The following is a 22517-nucleotide window of genomic DNA, read 5'->3' as shown; positions in this document are numbered from 1 at the left end:
TTATTTATTTTTGAATTCACAACTCTTAAATGAAAAATACTATGAAAAAATTATTATTTCTTCTTATTTCAGGGGCATTCTGCTCCAATTTTTATTCACAAAGTTTGGAATTCCAGGAATGCGGAACCGATGAATTAATGAAAAAACATTATGAAAGGTATCCGGAAGAGAAAGCTCAGGACGATGCTTTCAATCTGAAGTTATCAAAAATGATCAAAAGCGGAAAGTTGGCTTCTAAACTCAACAATCAGGTGTATGAAATTCCCATTGTTGTACACGTTGTAGGGGACGGAAGCGCTGTGGGAACTACCAATAATAAATCTGATGCCGACATTATTGCATGGGTAAATTATACCAACGGTGTTTTTGCAGGAAGCACTACCAGTGGAATGTCAGGAACAAGTGCTATGCTTCCTGTAAAATTTGTTTTCGCTACTAAAGATCCTAGCTGTAATGCAACCAATGGGATCAACAGAATCAATGCTTCATCTCTTCCAAAATATGTAAGCGGGGGCGTTAATAATGATAACACAACCAATGCCGTAACTGCTTCAGAGATTACAGCTATGGGAATATGGGACACTTCAAAATATTACAACATTTATGTGGTAAAAAAACTAACATCCAATTCCGGAGGATTGAACGGTTTTGCATATTATCCGGGAGGAAGTAATGATTACGCTTTTATGGCAACAAGCGCTTCTGCTGTGAATGCACAAACTTTAGCGCATGAATTCGGGCACGCTTTAGGACTTAGACATACCCACGAGGGATACAATGAAACTACGGGAGATTGCCCTGTTAATAACGATTGTACGCTGGACGGAGATCTTGTTTGTGATACGGAGCCGATGAAGAGTCTTTATCACCCTACAGTTCCTCAGGCATGCCAAACGGGACAAATCAATCCTTGTACCAACCAGCTATACAACGGTGGGGAGAGAAATGTAATGGCATATACGTACTGTTTTAGAAATCTATTTACACAAGGGCAAACGGACAGAGCTACTGCCCAGCTTTTACAGTACAGACAGTCGCTGATCAATTCACCGGTTGCATCTACAACTACTATTAATAACAGTGCAACATTAACGAATGCATGTACTCCGGCAACCATCACAAATCCAGGCACCTTTAATATAGGAATTACTTCTGTAAAATTTGGAAGCATCAGTAATTATTCAAGCAATTATAAACAGGCAGCCAATAATTTTTATGAAAACTTTACAGGGACTTACTGTTCAGGAATATCCAAAACTACGATTCCTCAAAACTCAGCTACAACCCTTACTGTAGCTCCGGGAACCAGCAATTCTCATGTTATTAAAGCATATATTGATTATAACAATGACGGTCAGTTTAATGAAACTACAGAACTTGTTCTTAATCAAAGCGGCGTAACCAACGGTTCGTTCGCTACTGCTCAGGTAACTCCTCCTGCAAGTGCTGTAACCAATACTCCTTTAAGAATGAGAGTGATTGGAGAATTCAACGGAACAGCGGTAACGGCATGCTATACTCCGAAATATGGACAGGTAGAAGATTATTCTGTAATCATTGAGACGCAGGGATTATTAGCAGTAGAAAATGCAGGATTGAAAAATTCACCTGTTATTTTTAAAGATGAAAATTCCGTATCAGTGAGAAGTAATGTGAAAATTTCTTCGGTGCATATTTATGATGCTTCAGGAAGATTACTGATGAGAAAAACAGATGTAAAATCTTCGGAATTCAAATACCCGGTTGATCAGAAAAACATCATCATCACCGCAACAGTTTTACTGGAAGACGGAAAAGTGATTACTAAAAAATTAAAATTCTAAAATCCATTCATAAAAACAACCAAAATATTACAAAACCACAAAAGTCACAAAAGCTTTTATTTTAAAATACTTTACCACTTAAGTAAATTCAACATGATGCTGCAAAAAAGCTCACACAAGTTGAAAATCAAAGATTTTCACAACACTTAGGCGTAATTATTATATATAAAGCTTGTATCTAAAAAAACAAGTGTTTAAAACTTTTGTGCCTTTTGTGGTTAAAATAATTATGTAAATAAAAAAAAGAGAGTCATTACTGACTCTCTTTTTTTTTTATTATAATTCCTTAATGGATTATGATTCTTTTTCTTCTTCCAATTCCACTTCATGGCGAAGCTGGGCTTTGTATAAAGTGGCATAGTATCCGTTCTTATCCAAAAGATCAAGGTGCTTTCCTTCTTCTACTATTTTACCATGTTCCATCACAATAATTTTATCTGCTTTTTCAATGGTTGAAAGTCTGTGGGCAATAATAATAGATGTTCTGTTTTTAGTAATTTTTTCCGTTGCTCTCTGAATCAGTTTTTCACTTTCATGGTCAATGGAAGACGTAGCTTCATCCAGAATTAAAATTTTCGGGTCTGATAAATAGGCTCTCAGGAAAGACAGCAATTGCCTCTGACCTAAAGAAATGGAAGAACCTCTTTCGCTCACCACATAATCATATCCACCAGGAAGCTGTTGAATAAACTGATCTACTTCAATTTCTCTGGCTCCCGCTTTTATCTTATCAAGTGTTATACTGTCATCTCCGAAGGCAAGATTCTCAAAAATACTTCCATGGAAAAGGAAAACATCCTGCAATACCACTCCGATATGGCTTCTCAGATTATACAATTCATAATCTTTTAAATCCACATCATCAATCAGAATATTTCCGGAGTTGATATCATACAATCTTGTGATCAAGCTGATAATGGTCGATTTTCCGGCACCTGTAGCCCCTACAATTGCTACTGTTTCGCCTGGATTTACTTTAAAATCAATTCCTTTCAGAACTTCCTGCTTTTCATCATAAGCAAAATGTACTTTCTGGAATTCAATTTTTCCGGCAAAGTGATCTTTCTTCACCGTTCCGTTATTCGGCATTGAGTTTTCTTCATCCATTAGCCCCAATACTCTTTCTGCTCCTACAATTCCTCGCTGGATATTATTGAAACGGTCTGCAATCTGTCTCAAAGGACGGATCAGCATTGAAATATACTGGATAAATGCAATCACCACTCCGGCACTGATCGTGATATATCCTCCATAGAAAAGAATAAACCCGATGAATAATGAAGAAATAAGTTCCACTACAGGAAAGAACAGTGAGAAAATAAATACGGTTCTCAGCAATGCTCCTTTCAGGGTAATATTGATATCATCAAATTTCTTAAACTCAGATTCCTGTCTGTTGAATACCTGAATAATTGGCATCCCCGCCAGTCTCTCCTGAACAAATGAGTTTTGATTGGCTGTCCAGTTTCTCTCATCCCCAAAAGCTTTTTTCAGCCTTTTCTGGAAGAATCTTGTGATTAATACCATTAAAGGTAAAATAGCCAGTGTAATATAACTCAGGTGAACATTGGTACTGAACATCATAATCAGTACAAACAGAATTCTCAGAATATCCCCGAATACCATCAGGAAACCATCTGTGTATACCGTTGCAATAGTCTCTACATCCCCTACTGCACGTGTTACCAGCTGCCCGATAGGTGTTTTATCAAAAAATGAAGTTTTGAAGTAAATCAGCTTGGCATACAGACGCTCTCTGATATCCCTGATCACATTCTGCGAAATGAAATTTGAGAAATAAACCAAGAAAAAGTTTAAGACAGTTTCAGCAAACACCAATCCTACAAGAATGTAGATGTGTTTCATCATTAAAGCTTTGTCATGCAGCTTCGTAATATCATTATCCACCACCTGCATGGTAAGATAAGGCCTGTAAGTAGAAACGATAGAAAGGAATATGGAAATAATAAGGGTAAGGATGAACCAAGAACGAAATTTCATTCCGATAAAGAACAGCCTTTTTATAATTCCCCAGGTATCTTGTTTTTTCATTGTACGAATCGAAAGAAAGAATTAAAATAAAATTCTATGCAAAAATAATACTTTATAACCGGACTGCCTTTACAACTTTTGCAAATCGTCATAGAAAATTTCAGATACCTGCCATTTATAGAATGAATAGCCTCAACCTGTTGGAAAACTGATCTTTTGGCCTTTAAGCCATCATGAACCCTTATTAAACAGGAAAATTAAACAGGTCTATATGTAAAACAACCCCGTTTTAAACCTCCCGGCATCTCCGGAGGCTTAAAACAATAGTGAAACAAACTTCCAGAGGACTCCGTTGGTTTAAAACAGAGTTGTTTGTGACTTCCGGAATACTCCGGAAGTCTCCTGCATCCTTAAAACAAACCTCCCAAGGACTCAGGAGGTTTGTTTTAAATATGTTTGTAACCAAATGATTTTCTTACTGCTGCTAAAGAAGTAACAGCATCTTATTTTTTAGTATTAAAATTCATACCCTACATCCACCAGATACAGCCCATGTCCCGGTGCTGAAGTTCCTGCAGCGTTGCGGTTTTTATCTTCAATCACCTTACGAAGATCTTCCGGTTTCAGTTTTCCTGTCCCGATTTCTACCATAGTGCCAACAATAGCACGAACCATATTTCTTAGAAAACGGTTGGCAGAAACAGTGAATTTCAGTTCCGATCCATTTTGCTCCCACTCTGCTTTGTACATTTTGCAGATATTGGTCTTGTTGTCGGTTTTTAATTTGGCAAAACTGGTAAAATCTTCATATTCAAAAAGAATCTTACAGGCTTCATTCATCGCATTGATATCCAGAGATCTTTTCCAGTGCTGCCATGCAGATTCTTGTGTGAACGGATTTTTTTCCAGTGAGATATAATATTCGTAGGTTCTGTAAGTAGCATCAAAACGGGCGTGAAAATCATCTTTTACCGGAAAAATCCTTTTAATGGAAATATCAGGCGGCAGAAAACTGTTCAGCCTGCGTGTAAGCTGATCATCCAACTCTTTTTCCGTATCAAAATGGGCAAATATTTTTTTAGCGTGAACGCCTGTATCTGTTCTTCCTGCACCTGTAGTTTTAATCTCTTCCCTTAAAATTGTGGAAAGTGCTTTTTCCAGTTCTTCCTGTACAGAAATGGCATCCGGCTGTATCTGATAGCCGAAATAATTCTTTCCGTTGTAAGAAAATTCAATAAAGTATCTCAATGTATTGTAATAACTCCACAAAAATACTTTAATTTAACGAAATATTTGTTGAAAAGTCTTTGAGAATATTACACAAAATGCTTACGAAAATTCCTATTTTTGCAATCGTATGAAAAGATGGTACCTTTATCCTTTTTCCCTTGGTTATCATTTGGTAACGGGTATCCGGAACACAATGTATGATCTGGGAGTTTTTAAGTCGACAAAATTCAAGACACCGATAATCAATGTCGGAAACCTTTCTGTGGGCGGAAGCGGGAAGTCACCCATGGTGATGTATCTTGCCCAATTCTTATCCAAACATTACAGAACCGGCGTTCTTTCACGAGGCTACGGAAGGCTGACCAAAGGCTACGAAGTAACCAATTATGAAAGTAACTACAAAATGGTAGGCGATGAAGCCATGCAGCTTTTTGAGCGTTTTAAAAACCGTTTTGTCATTGCGGTTTCGGAAGAACGTGTTCCCGGAGCTAAAAAAGTAATCGAGGATATGGATCTTGAAGTTCTGGTATTGGACGATGCTATGCAGCACAGGGCAATCAAGGCCGGATTCAATATTCTGATGACCGATTTTAATGATCCGTTTTTCAAAGATTATCTGCTTCCCGCAGGAGATCTCAGGGAATCAAGATCCGGTTATTCGCGAGCAAACATTATTATGGTCAGCAAATGTCCTGATGAACTTACTGAGGAAACAAAAAGGTATTATATTTCAAGAATAAGACCTTCTTATGGGCAGAAAGTATTCTTTTCATCCATCGGCTATGACGAAAATGTGTACGGAAAAGATAAAATGCTTCCGGATAACAATCTGAATTATTATGATATTTTACTGATTACCGGAATTGCAAATCCTAAACCGCTTCTGGAACATCTGGCAAAATTCTCAAAAAGGGTGAAACATTTAAAGTTCAGAGATCATCATAATTTTACGGATGATGATATTAAAAAAATCGTTGCCGAATACAAAAAACTAGGAGAATATAAACTGATATTAACCACAGAGAAAGATTACGTACGTCTGAAAACTTTTGACTATCTTAGAGATATTGTTTACTACTGGCCTATCAATGTACTTATTGATAAGAAAGAAGAATTCAACCAAATCATCTTAGATTATGTTAGAAAAAATTAAAGAGACTGCAGATTTTATTAAAAATATTATTCAGGAAACTCCTGATTTTGCAGTTGTTTTAGGATCCGGACTTGGAAAATTACAAAATGAAGTAGAACCGATCCATGTTTTAGAGTACAAAGACATTCCTCATTTTCCGCAAACTACAGTAGCCGGCCACACAGGAAAACTGATTTACGGACTTCTGGAAGGAAAAAAAGTACTGATGATGAGCGGACGTTTCCATTATTACGAAGGACATTCAATGGAAACCGTAACTTTCCCGATAAGAGTTTTTCATCTACTGGGAATTCAAAATCTTATTCTCTCTAATGCCTGCGGCGGCGTAAACCCTGCTTACAGCGTTGCAGATATTGTCATTCTGAAAGATCACATCAATATGATGCCTGAGCATCCTTTACGTGGAAAAAATATTGACGAGCTTGGACCACGTTTTGTGGATATGAGTGAACCTTATAACAAAAAAATGATTGTTACAGCAGAACAAGCTGCTGCAGATCATCAGATTAAAATCCATCAGGGAGTTTATGTAGCATTACAAGGACCAACTTTTGAAACTCCGGCCGAATACGGTATGATTAAAGCCATTGGCGGTGATATGGTAGGAATGAGTACCGTTCCTGAAGTCATTGTTGCCAGACATATGGGAATGAATGTATTCTGTATTTCTGTCATCACAGATCTTGGCGGGCCGGATGTAGCTTTTGCTGTTTCTCACGAAGAAGTTTTGAATGCTGCCAATAAAGCAATGCCCAACGTAATTGCTGTTGTCAAAGGTTTGATTAAAAATTATCAGTAAAAATAGTCCAATACTACAACTGAAGACGTAACATTCCCCTCCTTCGGAGGGGTGGCGAAAATTCAACAGAATTTTTGACGGGGTGGTTTCCCCATAGAATACATCAATATTATAAATTTTTACTAATTCCAAAGAAATCAATCTCAGATTGCAATTCATTGTTTAGATTTGTACAAATGAAATTGTACAAGATGAGAAAGTTGATATTAATTTTTATGATAGGTATTTTTGGAATAAGCTATTCACAAAAAGTGCCTGCAGTCCTTAAAACAGGATTTTCAAAAGAAGCTTTACAACAGAAACTGGAAGATGAAGATGGAAAAACCATTACCATCAAACAGATTCTGGCACAGCATAAAGGAAAAGTTTTAGTCATTGATTTTTGGGCAGGATGGTGTAGAGATTGTTTAAATGCTCTTCCAAAAGCTAAAGAATTAGAAGAAAATAATAAGAATATTGATTTTGTATTTCTGTCATTAGACCGTTCAAAAGAAGGATTTGAAAAAAGTCTTGAAAGATTTGACATGAAAAACAAAGAAAATTATTGGTTTGCTTCCGGATGGAAAAATGATTTTAATAATTATGTAGACCTTAACTGGATCCCAAGGTATATGGTGATTGACCAGAAATCTTCGATTGCAAAATATTATGCAATATCCCCTGAAGACCCTGAACTTCAGCAAACCATAGACAAACTTTTAAAATAATATTTATTTATTTTAATCCAAAAAACATAGAAAACTCATTGAAAATCATCAGATTTCAATGAGTTTTAAAATTTTATATATTGAACACCATGATCACAAGAGAAGCCACAGAACAGGATTTAGAAATTCTTTTAGAATTTGAACAGGGAGTTGTTACTGCAGAAAGACCTTTCAACAATACATTGATTGAAGGAGAGATTCATTATTATGATTTAAAGTCTCTGATACAATCTCCGGAAGCCACCGTCATTGTTGCCGAAGAGAATAATGAAATCATCGCATCAGGATATGCGCTGATCAAGAAGTCAGAAAAATATTACAACCAATTTGAGAAATATTCTTATCTGGGCTTTATGTATGTAAAACCAGAACACAGAGGAAAAGGAATCAATAAAGTGATTACCGATGAACTTATTGCCTGGTCAAAATCGAGAGGAATCAGCGAGATAAGACTTGACGTATATGCTCAAAATGAATCTGCTATAAAAGCTTATGAAAAAGCAGGTTTTGAACCCCATCTTCTCACCATGAGACTGAAATAGAAAAAGATGGAAGCAGGAAAATCGAAGATGGAAGTCATCTTAGTACGTTGAATAATCCGTTATTTTTTTTAATTAACTTTCAATAAATAAGACATAAATTCCTCTATCGATAACATTAACTTCCAGCCTCCAGCTTCAAACTTCCTTTCTATAAAAAATTTACCGTAAATAAAGGAATCCATATCTTTGCATATGGATTTTTCTTTGCCTCTTCGTAAAATTATTCATGTGGATATGGATGCATTCTATGCTTCCGTGGAGCAGCATGATAATCCTACATTGAAAGGCAAGCCAATAGCTGTAGGAGGGCAGCATCGTGGTGTAGTGGCAGCCGCAAGCTATGAAGCCAGAAAATATGGTGTGCGTTCTGCAATGCCCAGTAAGACAGCCAAAGAAAAGTGTCCTCAGCTTATTTTTGTTCCACCCCGATTTGCCAGATATAAAGAAATTTCCAAAAAGATCCGGGAAATTTTCTATGAATATACTGATCTGGTAGAGCCCCTATCACTTGATGAAGCTTATCTGGATGTTACCGAAAATAAAAAAGGAATGGAATCTGCCAACCTCATCGCCAAAGAAATCCGTCAGAAAATTTTTGAACAGACCGGCCTTACAGCTTCTGCTGGTATTTCAGTCAATAAGTTTTTGGCTAAAGTAGCTTCTGATATTAATAAACCGAATGGCCAGAAAACCATTCATCCTGATAAAATGGAGCATTTTCTGGAAGAATTACCTGTGGAAAAATTTTATGGTGTTGGAAAAGTTACGGCTAACAAAATGTTTAGTTTAGGAATTTATAAAGGAAAAGATTTAAAAAAGAGATCACTTGAAGACCTGGTAAGGCTTTTTGGAAAGTCCGGCCAGCATTATTACAATGTGGTACGCGGGATTCATACTTCAGAAGTAAAACCTCATCGTATTCAGAAAAGTGTGGCTGTGGAAAGAACATTTTTTGAGGATCTTCTGGATGAACAGCAGATCAATGAAAAGCTGGAAAGTCTTGCAGAGGAAATCCATCAAAGATTACAGAAAAATAATATTCTCGGAAGAACTTTAACTCTAAAGATAAAATATAAAGATTTCTCTCTTTTCACAAGAAGTATAACCCGGGAAGATTATTTTTCATCTCCCGAGCAGTATTACAATACCGGAAAAAAACTTTGGGAACTTCGTCCTTTTGATAAAGCGGTACGTCTGCTCGGATTATCTCTCTCCCAACTGAATACGGAAGAAAAAAAGCAGGTTTCAGTTCAACTAAAAATCCCGTTTGAAGAATTCGAAAATGAATAGGTCATATTTTTTCGCTACCTTGTATGAACCAAATCAGCAAATTTATGAACCCAACCATGATTCAGTTTTTCCATTGGTATTCTGAAGGCGACGGAAAATTGTGGAAAGAAGCCGAAAAACAGGCCGGATACTTAGCAAAACTTGGAATTACTTCTGTATGGTTTCCTCCTGCCTATAAAGGGACAAATGGAGGTTATTCTATCGGATATGATGCCTACGATCTTTATGATCTGGGAGAGTTTGATCAAAAAGGCACCCTTCCTACCAAATACGGCACTAAAAACGATTATACAAAAGCCATTAAAGCCCTAAAGAAACACAATATACAAGTCATTGTAGACATTGTTCTGGGGCATAAAGCCGGCGGTGACGAACTGGAAAAATTTAAAGTCGTAAAAGTAGATGAAGAGAACAGGGAAAAAGTAATTTCTGATGTCATCGAAATAGAATCTTACACGAAATTCACCTTTCCCGGAAGAGGAAAACAATATTCTGATTTTGAATGGAACTTCACCTGTTTCAGCGGTGTGGATTACGCCGAAGGTATGGATTCCCATATCTTTAAAATACAGTCAGAATACGGAAACGACTGGGAAGAAATGATTGATGATGAGAAAGGCAATTACGATTACCTCATGTATAATGACATTGAGCACCGGAATCCTTTTGTACGGGAAGAGCTCAACAATTGGGCTAAATGGTATTTTGACCAGACCGATTTTGATGGGGTGAGACTGGATGCTTTAAAACATATTTCTTTTGATTTTTATAAAGAATGGCTTATGCTGCTCCGTTCCAATTCCGGAAAAGATATTTTCGCTGTTGGGGAATACTGGGCTCCTGGATATCTTCATCTTCTTCAAAAATATATTGAAGTGACGGAAGGATGCATGAGTCTTTTTGACAGCTCATTGCAGAATAATTTTCATACAGCCTCCAGAGAAGGAGGTTCTTACGATCTTCGAAGAATTTTTGACGAAACTCTTACCCAGGCAGATCCTATACATTCTGTAAGTTTGGTAGCCAATCATGATACGCAGCCTTTGCAGGATCTTGAAGCTCCGGTAGAACCATGGTTCAAACCTATTGCCTATGCTCTTATTTTATTGAGAAAAGATGGTTATCCATGTGTATTTTACCCGGATCTTTATGGGGCTCATTATGTGGATAAAGACAGAGAAGGCAATGATCAGGAAATATTTATGCCTAAAGTAGATGGTATTGAAGAGTTATTAAAAGCAAGGAAAGACCATGCCTATGGTGACCAGCATGATTATTTTGAAGATGCCAACTGCATCGGATGGGTACGGATGGGCGATGATGAACATACCGGATGTGCGGTTGTTCTGAGCAATAAAGATTCTTATAATAAACCTATGGAAGTAGGAACTCTTTATGCCGGAAAAAAATTTAAAGATATGTTGAAACGATTCAAAGAGAAAGTAACCATTGATGAAAACGGATGGGGAGATTTTCCTGCTCCGGCAGGAAATGTGAGTGTCTGGGTTCCTGAATAAGATTAAATTTCAGCAAAAATAAAAAGGCATACCTGGTCAGATGATCAGCTATGCCTTGTCTTTATCAGAAGGTATATTTTAGCAATAGATATACTGGCAGTACCAAATATCTTTAGCCCATTCACAGCATTGACCGTCTTCATTGGAAGTACAGCATACCTTACCTCTGTTAATATCTCCGGCTTTTAAACTCTTTAATTCCTGGCGGTTCAATTTTCTTACTTTAAAATCTTTGTTTGTTTTCATAATTGCTATTTTTTATGGTTTAGTTATTAAATATACATTAAAAATTATAATTATGAATACATATATCACATCTAAAACTGATTTAATATATAAAATTCATTGATAAAATATGAATATATTGACCACCCCGTCAAAAATTCTTTGAATTTTTGCCACCCCTCCGAGGGAGGGGAATGTTTACGTCTTCCGTTGGGATATTTGTTAAGATTAGAAATTTGATAAGCTGATATGGATGGAGCTACATCTTTCGCAGTTCCAAGATTTCCGGTCTTTCTGAGGTATCAGATATCTTTCCGGTGCGGGCAAATTCAGCCCAGAGCGCTCTCAGCTTTTTACCATTCTCATAAATACGGCTCCAGGGAATATTTCTAAGCAGTTCGGACGATTTCCAGGCTGACTCATTACCAAAAATCAAAGGGAGATCAATACAATGAGGTGCACCAATATGATTATCTTTCAATTTTGAATGAATTCTGAAGAGATAAACATTTCCACCGGCATCGGCCAAATTCTGAGCAAATTGTTTTGCCGGGTTTCCATAGATAAGTGCTGTAGTTTTTTCAACGGTTTTATCCATAATTTTTAAACCAAATCCTTTCCCGAAATATTTATTTAAAGCCTCGGAGGTTTTAAGATAAAAGGCAGTTTCGTCATTATTGAAACCAATCAACACATCGTATTTTTTAGCATTTTTTTTCCACATTTCTACAGAATTGTCCTCTTTGCATAAAGGGAAATGACCGTATTGAATACCAAAGGGCATCGCTGCTTTCAAACCATATTTAATAACAGAGGGTACCAATTTCCCATACTCATCCATCATTTTCAAAACATCGGCCTCATCTTTCAGCACTTCTGTTTTTCTTAGAAATTCTGCAGACATTTTCTGTCTTTTATGGCGTAATCCCAAAGGAGCACTCTGAATAATCAAACGTTGAAATAATCCGTCTATACCTTCTGATATCATTAAATGGGCAATGGCATCACCTCCTGAAGACTGCCCCAAAAGGGTAATATTGTTTTCGTCACCTCCAAAATCTGCAATATTGGTTTTTATCCACTTCAATGCTTCAATCATATCCAACAATCCCAGATTGGCGGGTCTGTTTTCATCTCCACCTAAAAAACCAAAGAGTCCTAAACGATATGAAACAGTAACTACAATAATATGTTGCTCTTTTACCCATTCGGCAGGATCAGCGGTGGCAAGATCTCCACAGCCTATTTCATGAGAACCTCCGTGAATCCAGACTACAACAGGGAGTTTTTCATTTTCAGCTATAATTTCCGGACGGGTTATGGAAAGATATTGTGTCGCTTCATCAGCCTCGAAGCTTTCAACAGGTGTCGCTCCTATCATTTTTTCCACGAGCGGACTTAAAGCCTGCGGGCATACCGGCGTTTTTTCCGGAGAAGTAATAAGGGAAGATAATAAGGGTTCTACAGAAACAGATCTTTTAAATCTTTCAGAACGGGCATAGCGAATACTTCTAGCCCTGATAATCCCTTCTTCTTTTAATGCTAAAATTCTTCCGAAACGGGTTTCAAAAATAGTGGTGTCTTGCTGATTTGGTGTCATCTTTAAAACTGTGAAACTTTTCTCTTTAAATTTAATTATTTAAACACAAATATTCACAAATCATCATTGTGTTATTCGTGAAAAGATTAGTGTTATTAGTGTTGAAAAAACTAGTTCAGCGTTTTATATTCACTCGGAGAAATTCCTACTTTGGTTTTGAACAGTCTTGTAAAATGCTGTGGATACTTAAAGCCTAAATCATAGGAAATTTCACTGATTGTTTTTGCCTGATCCAAAATCTGTTCTTTGGCTATATCAATAAGTTTATTGTGGATGAATTCCTGTGCAGAAATACCCAGTTCTTTTTTGATAAGATCTCCGAAATAATTGGCGGAAAGATTCAGTTTTTCTGCGAAGTAATTGACCATTGGAAAACCTATATTCTTCGGATTTTCAGATTTCAAATAATCATCTACCAGATTTTCAAATTTCCCGATGACTCCCTGATTGATATGGTCTCTCGTAATAAACTGGCGGTCATAAAAACGCATACTGTAATTCAGGAATAGTTCAATATTATTAACAATTAAAGATTTGCTGTGTTTATCAATAGCCTGTTCAAGTTCAAGCTTAATATTTTTAAAGCAGTCCAATACTACTTCTCTTTCTTTTTCTGAGAGATGAAGCGCTTCATGTACATCATAAGAGAAAAAAGAATAATCTTTGATATTCTTCCCTAAGTTGGTCCCTTTGATTAAATCCGGATGAAAAATCAGGGCAAAACCTGCAGGCTGAACAAATCGGTCTTTATTATAAATTCCATAGGTCTGTCCGGGTGCAATAAAAACCAAAGTCCCTTCCTGATAATCATAGCTGTGTTTTCCATACTGCATGTCTCCACACATCACATCTTTCAAAAAAACGGTATAAAAACCAAATTTTCTTCTATACTGGCAAATAGGATCGGATTTGGAAAAATCAATGATGCTTACCAACGGATGCAGGGTTTCATGATTCGCCATTTTATTGTATTCCGAGACCGTATTATAGATTTCAACCTCCTGATTTTCCATGAAGTATATTTTTATTGCTATTCAAAATTACCACTTTCATTTGTAACTGAAATGATGTCTGTAAAATTGGTAAGTAATTCGGTAATCTGTATAAGTATGATTTACCGGAAAGTATCGACTTTTGTACCGTTATGGAAACTTTTACTACCAATATTTTTCCAAAAGGGGAAAAAGCTTCTCCGGATTATTTCTCTGGAGGAACAGCGTGGGTTCATATTCTGAAATCCAATGAAGATAACCTGAATTGCCAGATCGGAAATGTAATTTTCGAACCTGGGTGCAGAAATAACTGGCATTCTCATGGAGGCGGACAGATTTTAATCGTAACTTCAGGAACAGGTTATTATCAGGAAAAAGGAAAACCTGCTCAAATTTTAAACCCTGGAGATATTGTTAATATTCCTCCTGATATCATTCACTGGCATGGAGCAGCTCCGGATAGTGAGTTTACCCATATTGCTATCAATCCTAATACCCAAAACGGGATTGTAGAATGGCTGGAGCCTGTAACAGATGAAGAATATCATAATTTATAAACCTAAATAAACTAAATATAAAAAATGAGTACAATCACAGTAAAAGCTTATGGTGCAGAGTCTACCACAGCAGATCTGAAAGAAATGAATATTGTAAGAAGAGAAGTAACCTCAAAAGATGTAGAGATTGAAATTCTATACTGCGGGGTATGCCACTCTGATCTTCATACAGCAAGAAACGACTGGGGCGGATCTTTTTATCCTGCAGTTCCGGGACATGAAATCGTAGGAAGAATTACAAAGGTAGGAAGCGAAGTTTCCAAATTTAAAGTTGGAGATCTTGCAGGAGTGGGATGTATTGTAGACTCTTGCGGACATTGTGACAGCTGCAAGCATGATCTTGAACAATATTGTCTGAACGGATTCACCGGAACATACAATGGAAAAGACAAACATTTGGGAGGTCATACTTTTGGAGGATATTCTCAAAAAGTAGTTGTGGATTCTCACCATGTTTTAAAAGTACCTGAAAACCTTGACCTAGCAGCCGTAGCACCACTACTTTGTGCGGGTATTACAACCTGGTCACCTTTGAAACACTGGAATGTAGGTCCTGGTTCTAAAGTAGCTGTTGTAGGATTGGGAGGTCTTGGTCACATGGCTATTAAATTAGCAAAAGGACTGGGAGCTGAAGTTACTTTATTCTCAAGAACTCCGGGAAAAACTGAAGATGCAAAACAATTGGGTGCTGATCATGTTGTGATTTCTACAGATGAGGCACAAATAGATTCTGTAAAAGGGAAATTCGATGTGATTATTGACACGGTTCCTTATGTACATGACATCAATCCGTATGTAACTACTTTAAATATCAGTGGAACTCATGTTTTGGTAGGATATCTTGGAGGTTTAGAACCTATTCTGAATACAGTTCCTATGATTTTGGGAAGAAAGTCTGTAGCCGGTTCTGTAATTGGTGGTATTGCTGAAACTCAGGAATTACTGGATTTCTGTGGAGAGCACAATATTGTTTCGGAAATTGAAATGATCAAAATGCAGGAAATCAATGAAGCGTATGAAAGAATGCTGAAAAGCGATGTAAGATACCGTTTTGTTATTGACATGCAGTCTTTATAATTCTTCTATAGGATATTAACAGAAACAGGCTCTTCGGATTGAAGAGCCTGTTTTTATTTTTTCAGGTTTTGACTAAAATCATTCTGATCCTGATTCGCCATATATTTGTTTCCCATGACACATTGGTGATCATTTCTTTCCATATCCTGAAAAGCCCATGCCGCCATGGCATCAATCACGGGAGCCAGCTCATTACCCGCTTCACTCAGCTTATACGTCACGTGAGGAGGCACTACAGGTTTTGCTGTCCTAATAATGAGTCCATCTGATTCAAGTTGTTTCAAATGCTGAATGAGCATTTTTTCTGTTACTGCAGGAATTGCTTTTTTCAATTCACTGTATCTTTTTTCTCCTGTGTAAAGATTATACAGGATAATCGGTTTCCAGAATCCTCCAATTCTTTCCATAACATACATTACAGGACAATCCTGTAATGTCTTTTTATTCTCCTGAATGGTTGAGCTTTCTTTGATGGCTGTCATATCTACATACTTTAGGGTAAGTACTTGTATAAAAGTAAGTACAAATATAACTTTGTTCCCAGAAATAAAAAAATATTTTACCTATGAAAATTATAATCACAGGATCACTGGGAAATGTAGCTAAACCGTTAGCTCAACAGCTAATTGCCGAGGGGCACCATATTACAGTAGTAAGCAGCAGCAGTGCCAGAAAACAGGATATTGAATCTCTGGGAGCAACACCAGCCATAGGATCTATTACAGACGTTGATTTTTTAACACAAACATTCAAAGGAGCAGATGCTGTCTTTGTCATGACTCCTCCAGCAATCAGTCCGGATAAGATTGTGGAAAATACAACCAATGCTGGAAAAAATTATGCTGAAGCTTTAAAAAAGGCGAATGTAAAAAGAGCTGTAATGCTAAGCAGTGTAGGCGCAGAATCTCCGGTAGAAAATGGCCCGATTGCAGGTCTTCACAATATTGAAAAAATATACAATGAAGTAGAAAACACCTCTTTTACTTTTTTAAGAGCTGGATATTTTTACAATAATTTCTTCAATGATATTCCTTTAATTCAAAATGCAGGAATCATTGGGGGAAATTATCCTGCAGGTATTGAAATACCCGTAGTACATCCTAATGATATTGCCAAAGCAGCCGCCGAAGAACTGATAAAAGACGGAAATACCAATAACATCAGATATATTGTAAGCGATGTAAGAAAAGCATCTGATTTTGCTAAAGTTCTGGGAACCTCTGTTAATAAACCTGAACTTCCATGGGTAGAATTCTCCGATGAAGATTCTTTAAACGGAATGCTTCAGGCAGGATTACCGGAAGATATGGCTAAGCTTTATGTTGAAATGGGTAGAGGAATAAGAACAGGCGTTGTACAGAAAGATTTTATTGATCATGGCTCTCCTATTGCAGGAAATGTTAAGTTAGAAGATTTTGCAAAGGAGTTTTCTTCTAGATTTTAATTTCTTTTGTCTTGAAATAAAAGTTCAAGACTGGAATTAAAATGCTAAATCAGTAATAAAACAAGTTTCGGCGCACCTTTGGTGCGCCGAAACTTTGTTAACTATTATATTTTAATCTTCAGATTATTTTTTGTCTTTCAGGGTTTCTTTTAAAACTTTTAGCTTTCCATCAATAGGCTGATCTATTTTTAATCCTAAGACTTCAGCAACCAAAGGATAAACATTGATGTTAGCAAATTCACTGATCACAAGATTATTTTTAAATTCCGGGCCCCAGGCAAAGAAAGTAGCTTTCATTTCCGGAACAACTCTAGGATTGTAACCATGTTTTCCAACCGATGATTTCTTCCCTTTTTCCAGAAAAATTTTCGGAGCTTTCGGAATGAGAAGAATCTGCCCTATTCTGTTGTATTGATCATCTTTTGTTGCAAAGTGCAGATATCTAGGAAGTTTTTTATCAAGATATACTTCGTAATCATCTGTTTTATTCGCTTTCAGTTGCTTGTAAACTGCCTTTACCTCATCAGGATTTTTAACGTAGACTCTTAACAATGTCTGGGAATTGTAAAAATCAAATCTGTTTTTATCAAAAAGAATAGCCGGAATTTCCAGAGGTGTGCCTCCATCTACTTTGATCATTCCGTGATCGGAAACAAAAACAAAATTGACATTTTTTAAGCCTAATCCATTTACTTTCTGAACAAGATCACCAACAGCCTGGTCTATCAGATGAACAGCATTTTCTGTTTCTTTGGCTTCAGGTCCATAATGATGACCGCTTCCATCTACTTCAGGAAAATATAAGGTGATAAAATGGGGTCTTTTATCTTCCGGTAATTTCAGCCAGCTGACTACTTTTTCTACTTTTTCAGATGGGGTAAATTTTTCGTGATAAGGATAATAATAAGTAGGTCTCATTCCTCCTGCATCGCTTGCAGATCCTACCCACATTAAAGAGGCTGATACCATCCCCTGCTTTTCAGCAAGCCCCCATAGCGGAGTTCCTCCATACCAGCTACCGTCCTCAGCATTTTTTTTATTGCTCATTGCGTAAGTTTCCTTTCTCTTGTAATCATAGAAAAAATTATCAATCAAACCGTGATGTGAAGGATAAAGTCCGGTGATTAAACTCCAGTGATTGGGAAAAGTAATACTTGGATAACTTGGAATCATTGCTTCAGCCTTTACACCGCCATTAGCCAGCTTCAAAAGGTTTTCTGCATGATATTTCTGGGCATAATCATAACGGAAACCATCCGTTGATATCATAATCACATAGGGTTTTGACTGTGCTTCCGTACTGTTTTGCCTTCCCGGTATAACCACCTGGGCAGTATCAATATTTGCCTGTTGCGCAAAAGCCGTAAAGGAAATGAGCAGCAGTAAAAAATGGATTCCTCGCTTCATTATTTTAAAATTTTCGGCAAAGTTACATCCTATACTTCTCCCCGAAAAGTTTAAGAGATTAAAAGTATATTAAAACCTCTTATTTTTTTTGAATCAAAATTAATACCTGCTAAATAGGTCTTTTCATTTCAAATTGTGACAGCCAATTGTTCAGTCCTATTTTTTCACTAAGAAATTTACTGATCTCTTCTGAAGAATCATCCACATTGTTCAATGCGACAGCCTGTCCACCGTTTTTTTCTAAAATAGCATTGAAAAGCATCTTTCCTATTCCCTGTTTTCTATGATTTTTATCTACCGCAATCTGATATATTTTTCTTGAAACAGGACCATAAACAATATATCCCACCAATTTTTCTCCGTCATAAGCTCCTAAGGTGATATAGTTTTCCGGCATAGGTTCCAATACGAAAACAGATCCCTGCCATGAAGGTTCAATATCCCAGAAAGAAGAGAGTAACTCCCATTGAAAGATTTTCAGATCTTTTATGGATATTTCAGTATTTACTTTTCCATGTTTAATATTTCCGTTAAAGCAAAGTAGCCTGCGAACAATTGTAAATCCTAAATTTTCATAGGCTCTGATTGCCGGCTGATTTCCCTCAATCACCTCAAGAAGTAATGTATTAGCATTTCTTTCTTTCAATACAGGAATGATAAAATCATACATTTTTCTCACCAATCCTTTTCCTCTGCTTTCCGGAACTACCCCTGTGCCTCCATTATAAATAGTCTTTTCACCATTTTCAACTTTTTCAGCCTGAAGAATAAAGCCCGCTAGTTTTCCGTTTTCAAATGCTCCGGCAGAAATATTCATATCCAGTTTTTCGGCGGCTATTTTTGCAACAAGCACTTCTTTGGTAAGATGAAAAGGAATTACGTAATCAGAAAATGAATGATTGAATACTGATAAAAGTTCGTCTATTGTGATATTGGCTAATGTTTTAAATTCCATTGGTTGTAAAAATTATAAGGTCAGGAAACTGCCTTTTGTTAAGTAATGGGATATAGACAAATATATGAATTTTAAAGCAATCTCCCTGAAATAGGGACTTTAAGAAAAAATGATACCTCTGAAAAATCAGAGGTATTCATTACTAAATATTTAGGGTATTAAAAAAAATTATTCTTTAATCAGTTTTTCATAAGATGTACTTCCATCTTTAAGCTGAATTTCAAGATAATAACTTCCTGATTTCAGATTTTCAACACTGATGCTTTCTCCTTCCGGTTTTACGGATAGTACTTTTCTTCCTGTTGCTTCGTAAATATCAACGGATTTTATCTTATCAACGTTTTTGAAATTAACTGTTGATTTAGCAGGATTTGGGTAAAGGCTTACCTTCTTGCTGTTGGCTGCAATTTCGTTGGTAGATAAAGTAGCAGCTGTCATCGTTAATGAGGCATATCCTCTTCCTGCATCATGGTATCCTAAAGAAGTTCCTCCACTTTTACGGGAATAGAAAATATTGATTGTTCCTGCAGCATTGGCGATAGCAAAATCCCCTGCTCCCCCTGAAAGTGATCTTGTAGCTACTACAGTTCTTGTAGATCCGGATACTGTATTGGAAGTTTCTGTCCAGTCCTGGGCAGCATCAGCATTAGGTGTTGTCATTCCAATGAATGTATAATCCCTGTTTGCCGATGAGTTGTAGATAAACCCGTCTGAACCCGGAGCCATTCCTGTAGTTCCAAAACCAATTCCCATCATAGAGTTGCTGTCACCTGTCACAGTCATCGTTACTCCGGTAGGAGTCGTATCTAATTTCACCGTCATGGAAGTTGCCGGTAGATTTACCGTTCCTGACGAAAACTGTGCCCATGCAAAATTTGCAAGAGCTAAACTAAGTGCTAGTAGAGTTTTTTTCATATCAATTTTTTAAAAGGTTAATAATTTCTTTGTTATTGGTTTGTAATGCATATTCAAAAGGAGTCATCCCCATTGAATCTTTTTTTGTTTTATCAGCTTTGTATTGAAGCAGCTGTTCCACAAGGTCTTTATTTCCTGATTTCACAGCCCAGAATAAAGGGGTATATCCTGTTTCATCTGCAATATTCGGATCTGCTTTTCTCTTTAGGAGATGCTCTACCAGGTCTTTGTTGTATTTAATGGCAAGACCTGCTAATGCTGTTCCTTCGCGGCTTTTGTAGTTGACGTCTTTTACATTGTCAATCAGAAAATCTGCAACAGCCTTATTTCCTCTGTAGCAAGCTAAAATAAGGGGTGAAAATCCGTTCTCATTAGTTTGGTTAATGATATCCGGATTTTGTTTCATTAATTCCTGTACTTCAGCCACTGTTCCGTTTCTGGCAATATCAAATATTGATTTTGTCTTATCCTGGGCAGATAACAATGAACTCAGGAATATCCCTAATACCAAGATTATGTTTCTCATTGTTTTACCATTACGTAGTTGTACTCGATATTGACATTTTCCGCAACTTTCTTGGTAACCATTTTAGGAATAGTCACTTTATAATCTACAGGTCTGGCTACAAATCCGCCCTGCATATAGATCTTACCATCTTTTGCATATAAAGTAGCAGCAGAGGTAATAGCTTTATCTACTCCATGAAAGTTTAGTGTTCCCTGAACAGTATACTTCTGAGGGCTTGCAGTAAGTTTTGCTTTATCAAAGTTCACAATCTTCCCTTTGAAAGTTGTTTTCGGGTATTTTGCAGATTCAGCATAACTTTCATTGAAATGTTCTTCCATTAATTTTGTTTTAAAATGAAAGTTTTTAACGTTTGAAACCGATGCCATCTCACCATTGTCTGCATTGAGAATGACAACATTATTGTCATCCTGAGCAAAAATATCATCAAACAGAGGAACAGAAGCTTCAAAAGTTAATTTTCCAGTTTTAGAGCTATATTTTTGTGCTGAAGCGTACCCCGCAGAAAGGAGTAATACGCTTAATAATGCTAATTTTTTCATATCAATTATTTTAATTTTCATTTAATCCGTCAGCTTTCCATTTGATGAAAATATTGATCTGGGATGCAGACAATGATCCTCCCTGCGGCATTTTCCCGGGATCTCCATTAGGTCTTTGAATACGGTCCAGAATTCCGTCTATATTATTTTTCACCTGATCATAGGTAACCAGCGGTTTAAAACTTCCTGCTGAATGGCAGCTTATACAGCTGTTATCTACAATTGGTTTTACATCTGCAGTATATTTTACAGGTGCAGTAATTGGTGTATTATCAGAAATCTCTTCATAACTTCTGCTGTCACAAGCCATCAGTATAATTGCTGATGACAATATCAATAAGGATGTTCGTTTTTTCATATTAAAAAACTCTATAAAGATTAAACCCAAAGAAAATATGTCCCTTTCCCCATGCTCCTGTTGCATTGGTAAGATATCCGATATCTGAATTTATCTGGGAGTTCGTTAATAAAAGCTGGAAAACATGTCCCCCGGTTTCTATATCTACCCCCAATGATAGTGGGTTTTTATAAAAACTATGATCGTCGAAATTCACAAAGTATTCTGCATTCACAGAAACTCTTTTAGAAATTTTATAGCGTCCCCCCAAACCTGCCAGAAACTGATTTTTGTTTTCAATGGTAGGTTCGTAAAGGTTTTTATGAACAAAGGAAGGTGTAAGCTGCAATGAAAGCTTATCATTGAACCTTCTTGAGATCAATGCCTGTGTAAGATAAGAAAGCCTGTCGCTGAATTTAAGGTGTGGATAAGTATCTTTACTCAATTCAGTATTGGCACCCATTACATTGTACCCCACAATATCTACCGGGAAATTTTCATTTTGCCTTACCAGTCTGTATTTCACTGCTCCTTCAAACGTTTTCATATTCGTTTCTCTGGAAAGACTTACCGAAACGGCATCTGAAATACCGTAGATAACCCCTAATTTGGTGGAAGCATGATCCAGACCGAAAAAGTCTTTAAATCCTGCGCTTATATCTCCAAATCTATGGGCAACGATAATGTACCATTCTTTTTTGGCAGCCAGTTTTGTAGATTGTCCGGTAACAATCTGAAGGGCTTTGAAGGCGGGTTGTGAGGTTTCCGTATTGGTTTTAACGGTGTCAATATCTTTCAGCAGGTCTTCCTGTGCAAAGACAAGACCTGAAGAAAATATTGACAAAAATAAGAGAGTTTTTGTCATATACAATTTGAATTAAATTATG

Annotated in this window: 23 protein-coding genes; 10 read left to right on the top strand and 13 right to left on the bottom strand. The window is 36.8% G+C overall.

Annotated features, from left to right (window positions below; translation table 11 throughout):
• Window positions 1-41: 41 nt before the first annotated feature.
• Window positions 42-1823: a M43 family zinc metalloprotease gene (locus LKL37_RS11180; RefSeq protein ID WP_431610652.1), complete on the top strand. Its 1782-nt coding sequence runs from the start codon at window positions 42-44 to the stop codon at window positions 1821-1823.
• A 294-nt stretch (window positions 1824-2117) separates the two neighbouring features.
• On the opposite strand, the gene LKL37_RS11175 is transcribed toward LKL37_RS11180, so the two are convergent.
• Both LKL37_RS11175 and truA read right to left on the bottom strand, forming a co-directional pair.
• On the bottom strand, window positions 2118-3875 hold the full coding sequence (locus tag LKL37_RS11175) for an ABC transporter ATP-binding protein (protein ID WP_431610651.1): 1758 nt from the start codon (window positions 3873-3875) through the stop codon (window positions 2118-2120).
• Window positions 3876-4331: 456 nt separating this feature from the next.
• Window positions 4332-5084, bottom strand: a complete 753-nt coding sequence (gene truA / locus LKL37_RS11170; protein WP_431610650.1) for a tRNA pseudouridine(38-40) synthase TruA — start codon at window positions 5082-5084, stop codon at window positions 4332-4334.
• 88 nt (window positions 5085-5172) lie between these two features.
• Here truA and lpxK point away from each other — a divergent pair, with 88 nt between their 5' ends.
• From lpxK to LKL37_RS11140, 6 genes are all read left to right on the top strand, one after another.
• Complete coding sequence (gene lpxK, locus LKL37_RS11165; RefSeq protein ID WP_431610649.1) at window positions 5173-6198, top strand: tetraacyldisaccharide 4'-kinase; 1026 nt, start codon at window positions 5173-5175, stop codon at window positions 6196-6198.
• On the top strand, window positions 6182-6997 hold the full coding sequence (locus LKL37_RS11160) for a purine-nucleoside phosphorylase (RefSeq protein WP_431610648.1): 816 nt from the start codon (window positions 6182-6184) through the stop codon (window positions 6995-6997). Before lpxK ends, LKL37_RS11160 begins: the two co-directional genes overlap by 17 nt.
• A gap of 191 nt (window positions 6998-7188) precedes the next feature.
• Window positions 7189-7704 carry a TlpA family protein disulfide reductase gene (locus LKL37_RS11155; protein WP_431610647.1) on the top strand — a complete coding sequence of 172 codons (516 nt, stop codon included), beginning with the start codon at window positions 7189-7191 and terminating at the stop codon, window positions 7702-7704.
• Between the two features lie 89 nt (window positions 7705-7793).
• Entirely contained in the window at window positions 7794-8246 is a 453-nt protein-coding gene (locus tag LKL37_RS11150) for a GNAT family N-acetyltransferase (RefSeq protein WP_431610646.1), read from the top strand.
• Window positions 8247-8438: 192 nt separating this feature from the next.
• Window positions 8439-9536 (top strand): DNA polymerase IV, encoded by a 1098-nt coding sequence (dinB, locus tag LKL37_RS11145; protein WP_431610645.1) that lies wholly within the window; start codon window positions 8439-8441, stop codon window positions 9534-9536.
• 44 nt (window positions 9537-9580) lie between these two features.
• Window positions 9581-11053, top strand: a complete 1473-nt coding sequence (locus LKL37_RS11140) for an alpha-amylase (protein ID WP_431610644.1) — start codon at window positions 9581-9583, stop codon at window positions 11051-11053.
• A gap of 78 nt (window positions 11054-11131) precedes the next feature.
• Here the strand turns inward: LKL37_RS11140 and LKL37_RS11135 are convergent, their stop codons facing one another.
• The 3 genes from LKL37_RS11135 to LKL37_RS11125 form a co-directional block, all read right to left on the bottom strand.
• Window positions 11132-11299 carry a hypothetical protein gene (locus LKL37_RS11135; protein WP_181416145.1) on the bottom strand — a complete coding sequence of 56 codons (168 nt, stop codon included), beginning with the start codon at window positions 11297-11299 and terminating at the stop codon, window positions 11132-11134.
• 238 nt (window positions 11300-11537) lie between these two features.
• Complete coding sequence (locus tag LKL37_RS11130) at window positions 11538-12878, bottom strand: carboxylesterase family protein (protein ID WP_431610643.1); 1341 nt, start codon at window positions 12876-12878, stop codon at window positions 11538-11540.
• A gap of 110 nt (window positions 12879-12988) precedes the next feature.
• Entirely contained in the window at window positions 12989-13891 is a 903-nt protein-coding gene (locus LKL37_RS11125; protein ID WP_431610642.1) for a helix-turn-helix domain-containing protein, read from the bottom strand.
• 131 nt (window positions 13892-14022) lie between these two features.
• On the opposite strand from LKL37_RS11125, the gene LKL37_RS11120 reads away from it, so the two are divergent.
• Both LKL37_RS11120 and LKL37_RS11115 read left to right on the top strand, forming a co-directional pair.
• Window positions 14023-14427, top strand: a complete 405-nt coding sequence (locus LKL37_RS11120) for a cupin domain-containing protein (RefSeq protein WP_431610641.1) — start codon at window positions 14023-14025, stop codon at window positions 14425-14427.
• A 24-nt stretch (window positions 14428-14451) separates the two neighbouring features.
• Window positions 14452-15504: an NAD(P)-dependent alcohol dehydrogenase gene (locus LKL37_RS11115; RefSeq protein ID WP_431610640.1), complete on the top strand. Its 1053-nt coding sequence runs from the start codon at window positions 14452-14454 to the stop codon at window positions 15502-15504.
• 53 nt (window positions 15505-15557) lie between these two features.
• On the opposite strand, the gene LKL37_RS11110 is transcribed toward LKL37_RS11115, so the two are convergent.
• A complete protein-coding gene (locus LKL37_RS11110; RefSeq protein ID WP_431610639.1) occupies window positions 15558-15986 on the bottom strand; it encodes a winged helix-turn-helix transcriptional regulator in 429 nt (142 codons plus the stop codon).
• Window positions 15987-16069: 83 nt separating this feature from the next.
• Here LKL37_RS11110 and LKL37_RS11105 point away from each other — a divergent pair, with 83 nt between their 5' ends.
• The gene (locus LKL37_RS11105) at window positions 16070-16948 is read left to right on the top strand and encodes an NAD(P)H-binding protein (protein WP_431610638.1); all 879 of its coding nucleotides are present in this window, start codon (window positions 16070-16072) and stop codon (window positions 16946-16948) included.
• A gap of 123 nt (window positions 16949-17071) precedes the next feature.
• Here LKL37_RS11105 and LKL37_RS11100 read toward each other — a convergent pair whose 3' ends face one another.
• The 7 genes from LKL37_RS11100 to LKL37_RS11070 all read right to left on the bottom strand — a co-directional run bounded on the left by LKL37_RS11100 (window position 17072) and on the right by LKL37_RS11070 (window position 22495).
• On the bottom strand, window positions 17072-18355 hold the full coding sequence (locus LKL37_RS11100; RefSeq protein WP_431610637.1) for an ectonucleotide pyrophosphatase/phosphodiesterase: 1284 nt from the start codon (window positions 18353-18355) through the stop codon (window positions 17072-17074).
• A 109-nt stretch (window positions 18356-18464) separates the two neighbouring features.
• Entirely contained in the window at window positions 18465-19310 is an 846-nt protein-coding gene (locus LKL37_RS11095) for a GNAT family N-acetyltransferase (protein WP_431610636.1), read from the bottom strand.
• Window positions 19311-19478: 168 nt separating this feature from the next.
• The gene (locus LKL37_RS11090) at window positions 19479-20225 is read right to left on the bottom strand and encodes a T9SS type A sorting domain-containing protein (protein ID WP_431610634.1); all 747 of its coding nucleotides are present in this window, start codon (window positions 20223-20225) and stop codon (window positions 19479-19481) included.
• Window position 20226: 1 nt separating this feature from the next.
• Window positions 20227-20751, bottom strand: a complete 525-nt coding sequence (locus LKL37_RS11085; protein ID WP_431610633.1) for an ankyrin repeat domain-containing protein — start codon at window positions 20749-20751, stop codon at window positions 20227-20229.
• A complete protein-coding gene (locus tag LKL37_RS11080; protein ID WP_431610631.1) occupies window positions 20748-21293 on the bottom strand; it encodes a YceI family protein in 546 nt (181 codons plus the stop codon). Before LKL37_RS11080 ends, LKL37_RS11085 begins: the two co-directional genes overlap by 4 nt.
• Window positions 21294-21303: 10 nt before the next feature.
• Window positions 21304-21651 (bottom strand): hypothetical protein, encoded by a 348-nt coding sequence (locus LKL37_RS11075; protein ID WP_431610630.1) that lies wholly within the window; start codon window positions 21649-21651, stop codon window positions 21304-21306.
• Between the two features lies 1 nt (window position 21652).
• Entirely contained in the window at window positions 21653-22495 is an 843-nt protein-coding gene (locus LKL37_RS11070; protein WP_431610629.1) for a DUF5777 family beta-barrel protein, read from the bottom strand.
• Window positions 22496-22517: the final 22 nt, after the last annotated feature.

It is taken from the genome of Chryseobacterium sp. 'Rf worker isolate 10', from assembly GCF_050753305.1.
Lineage (GTDB): Bacteria > Bacteroidota > Bacteroidia > Flavobacteriales > Weeksellaceae > Chryseobacterium.
Note: the sequence above shows the minus strand (reverse complement) of the source record. Positions and strands in the feature narration are given on the sequence as shown.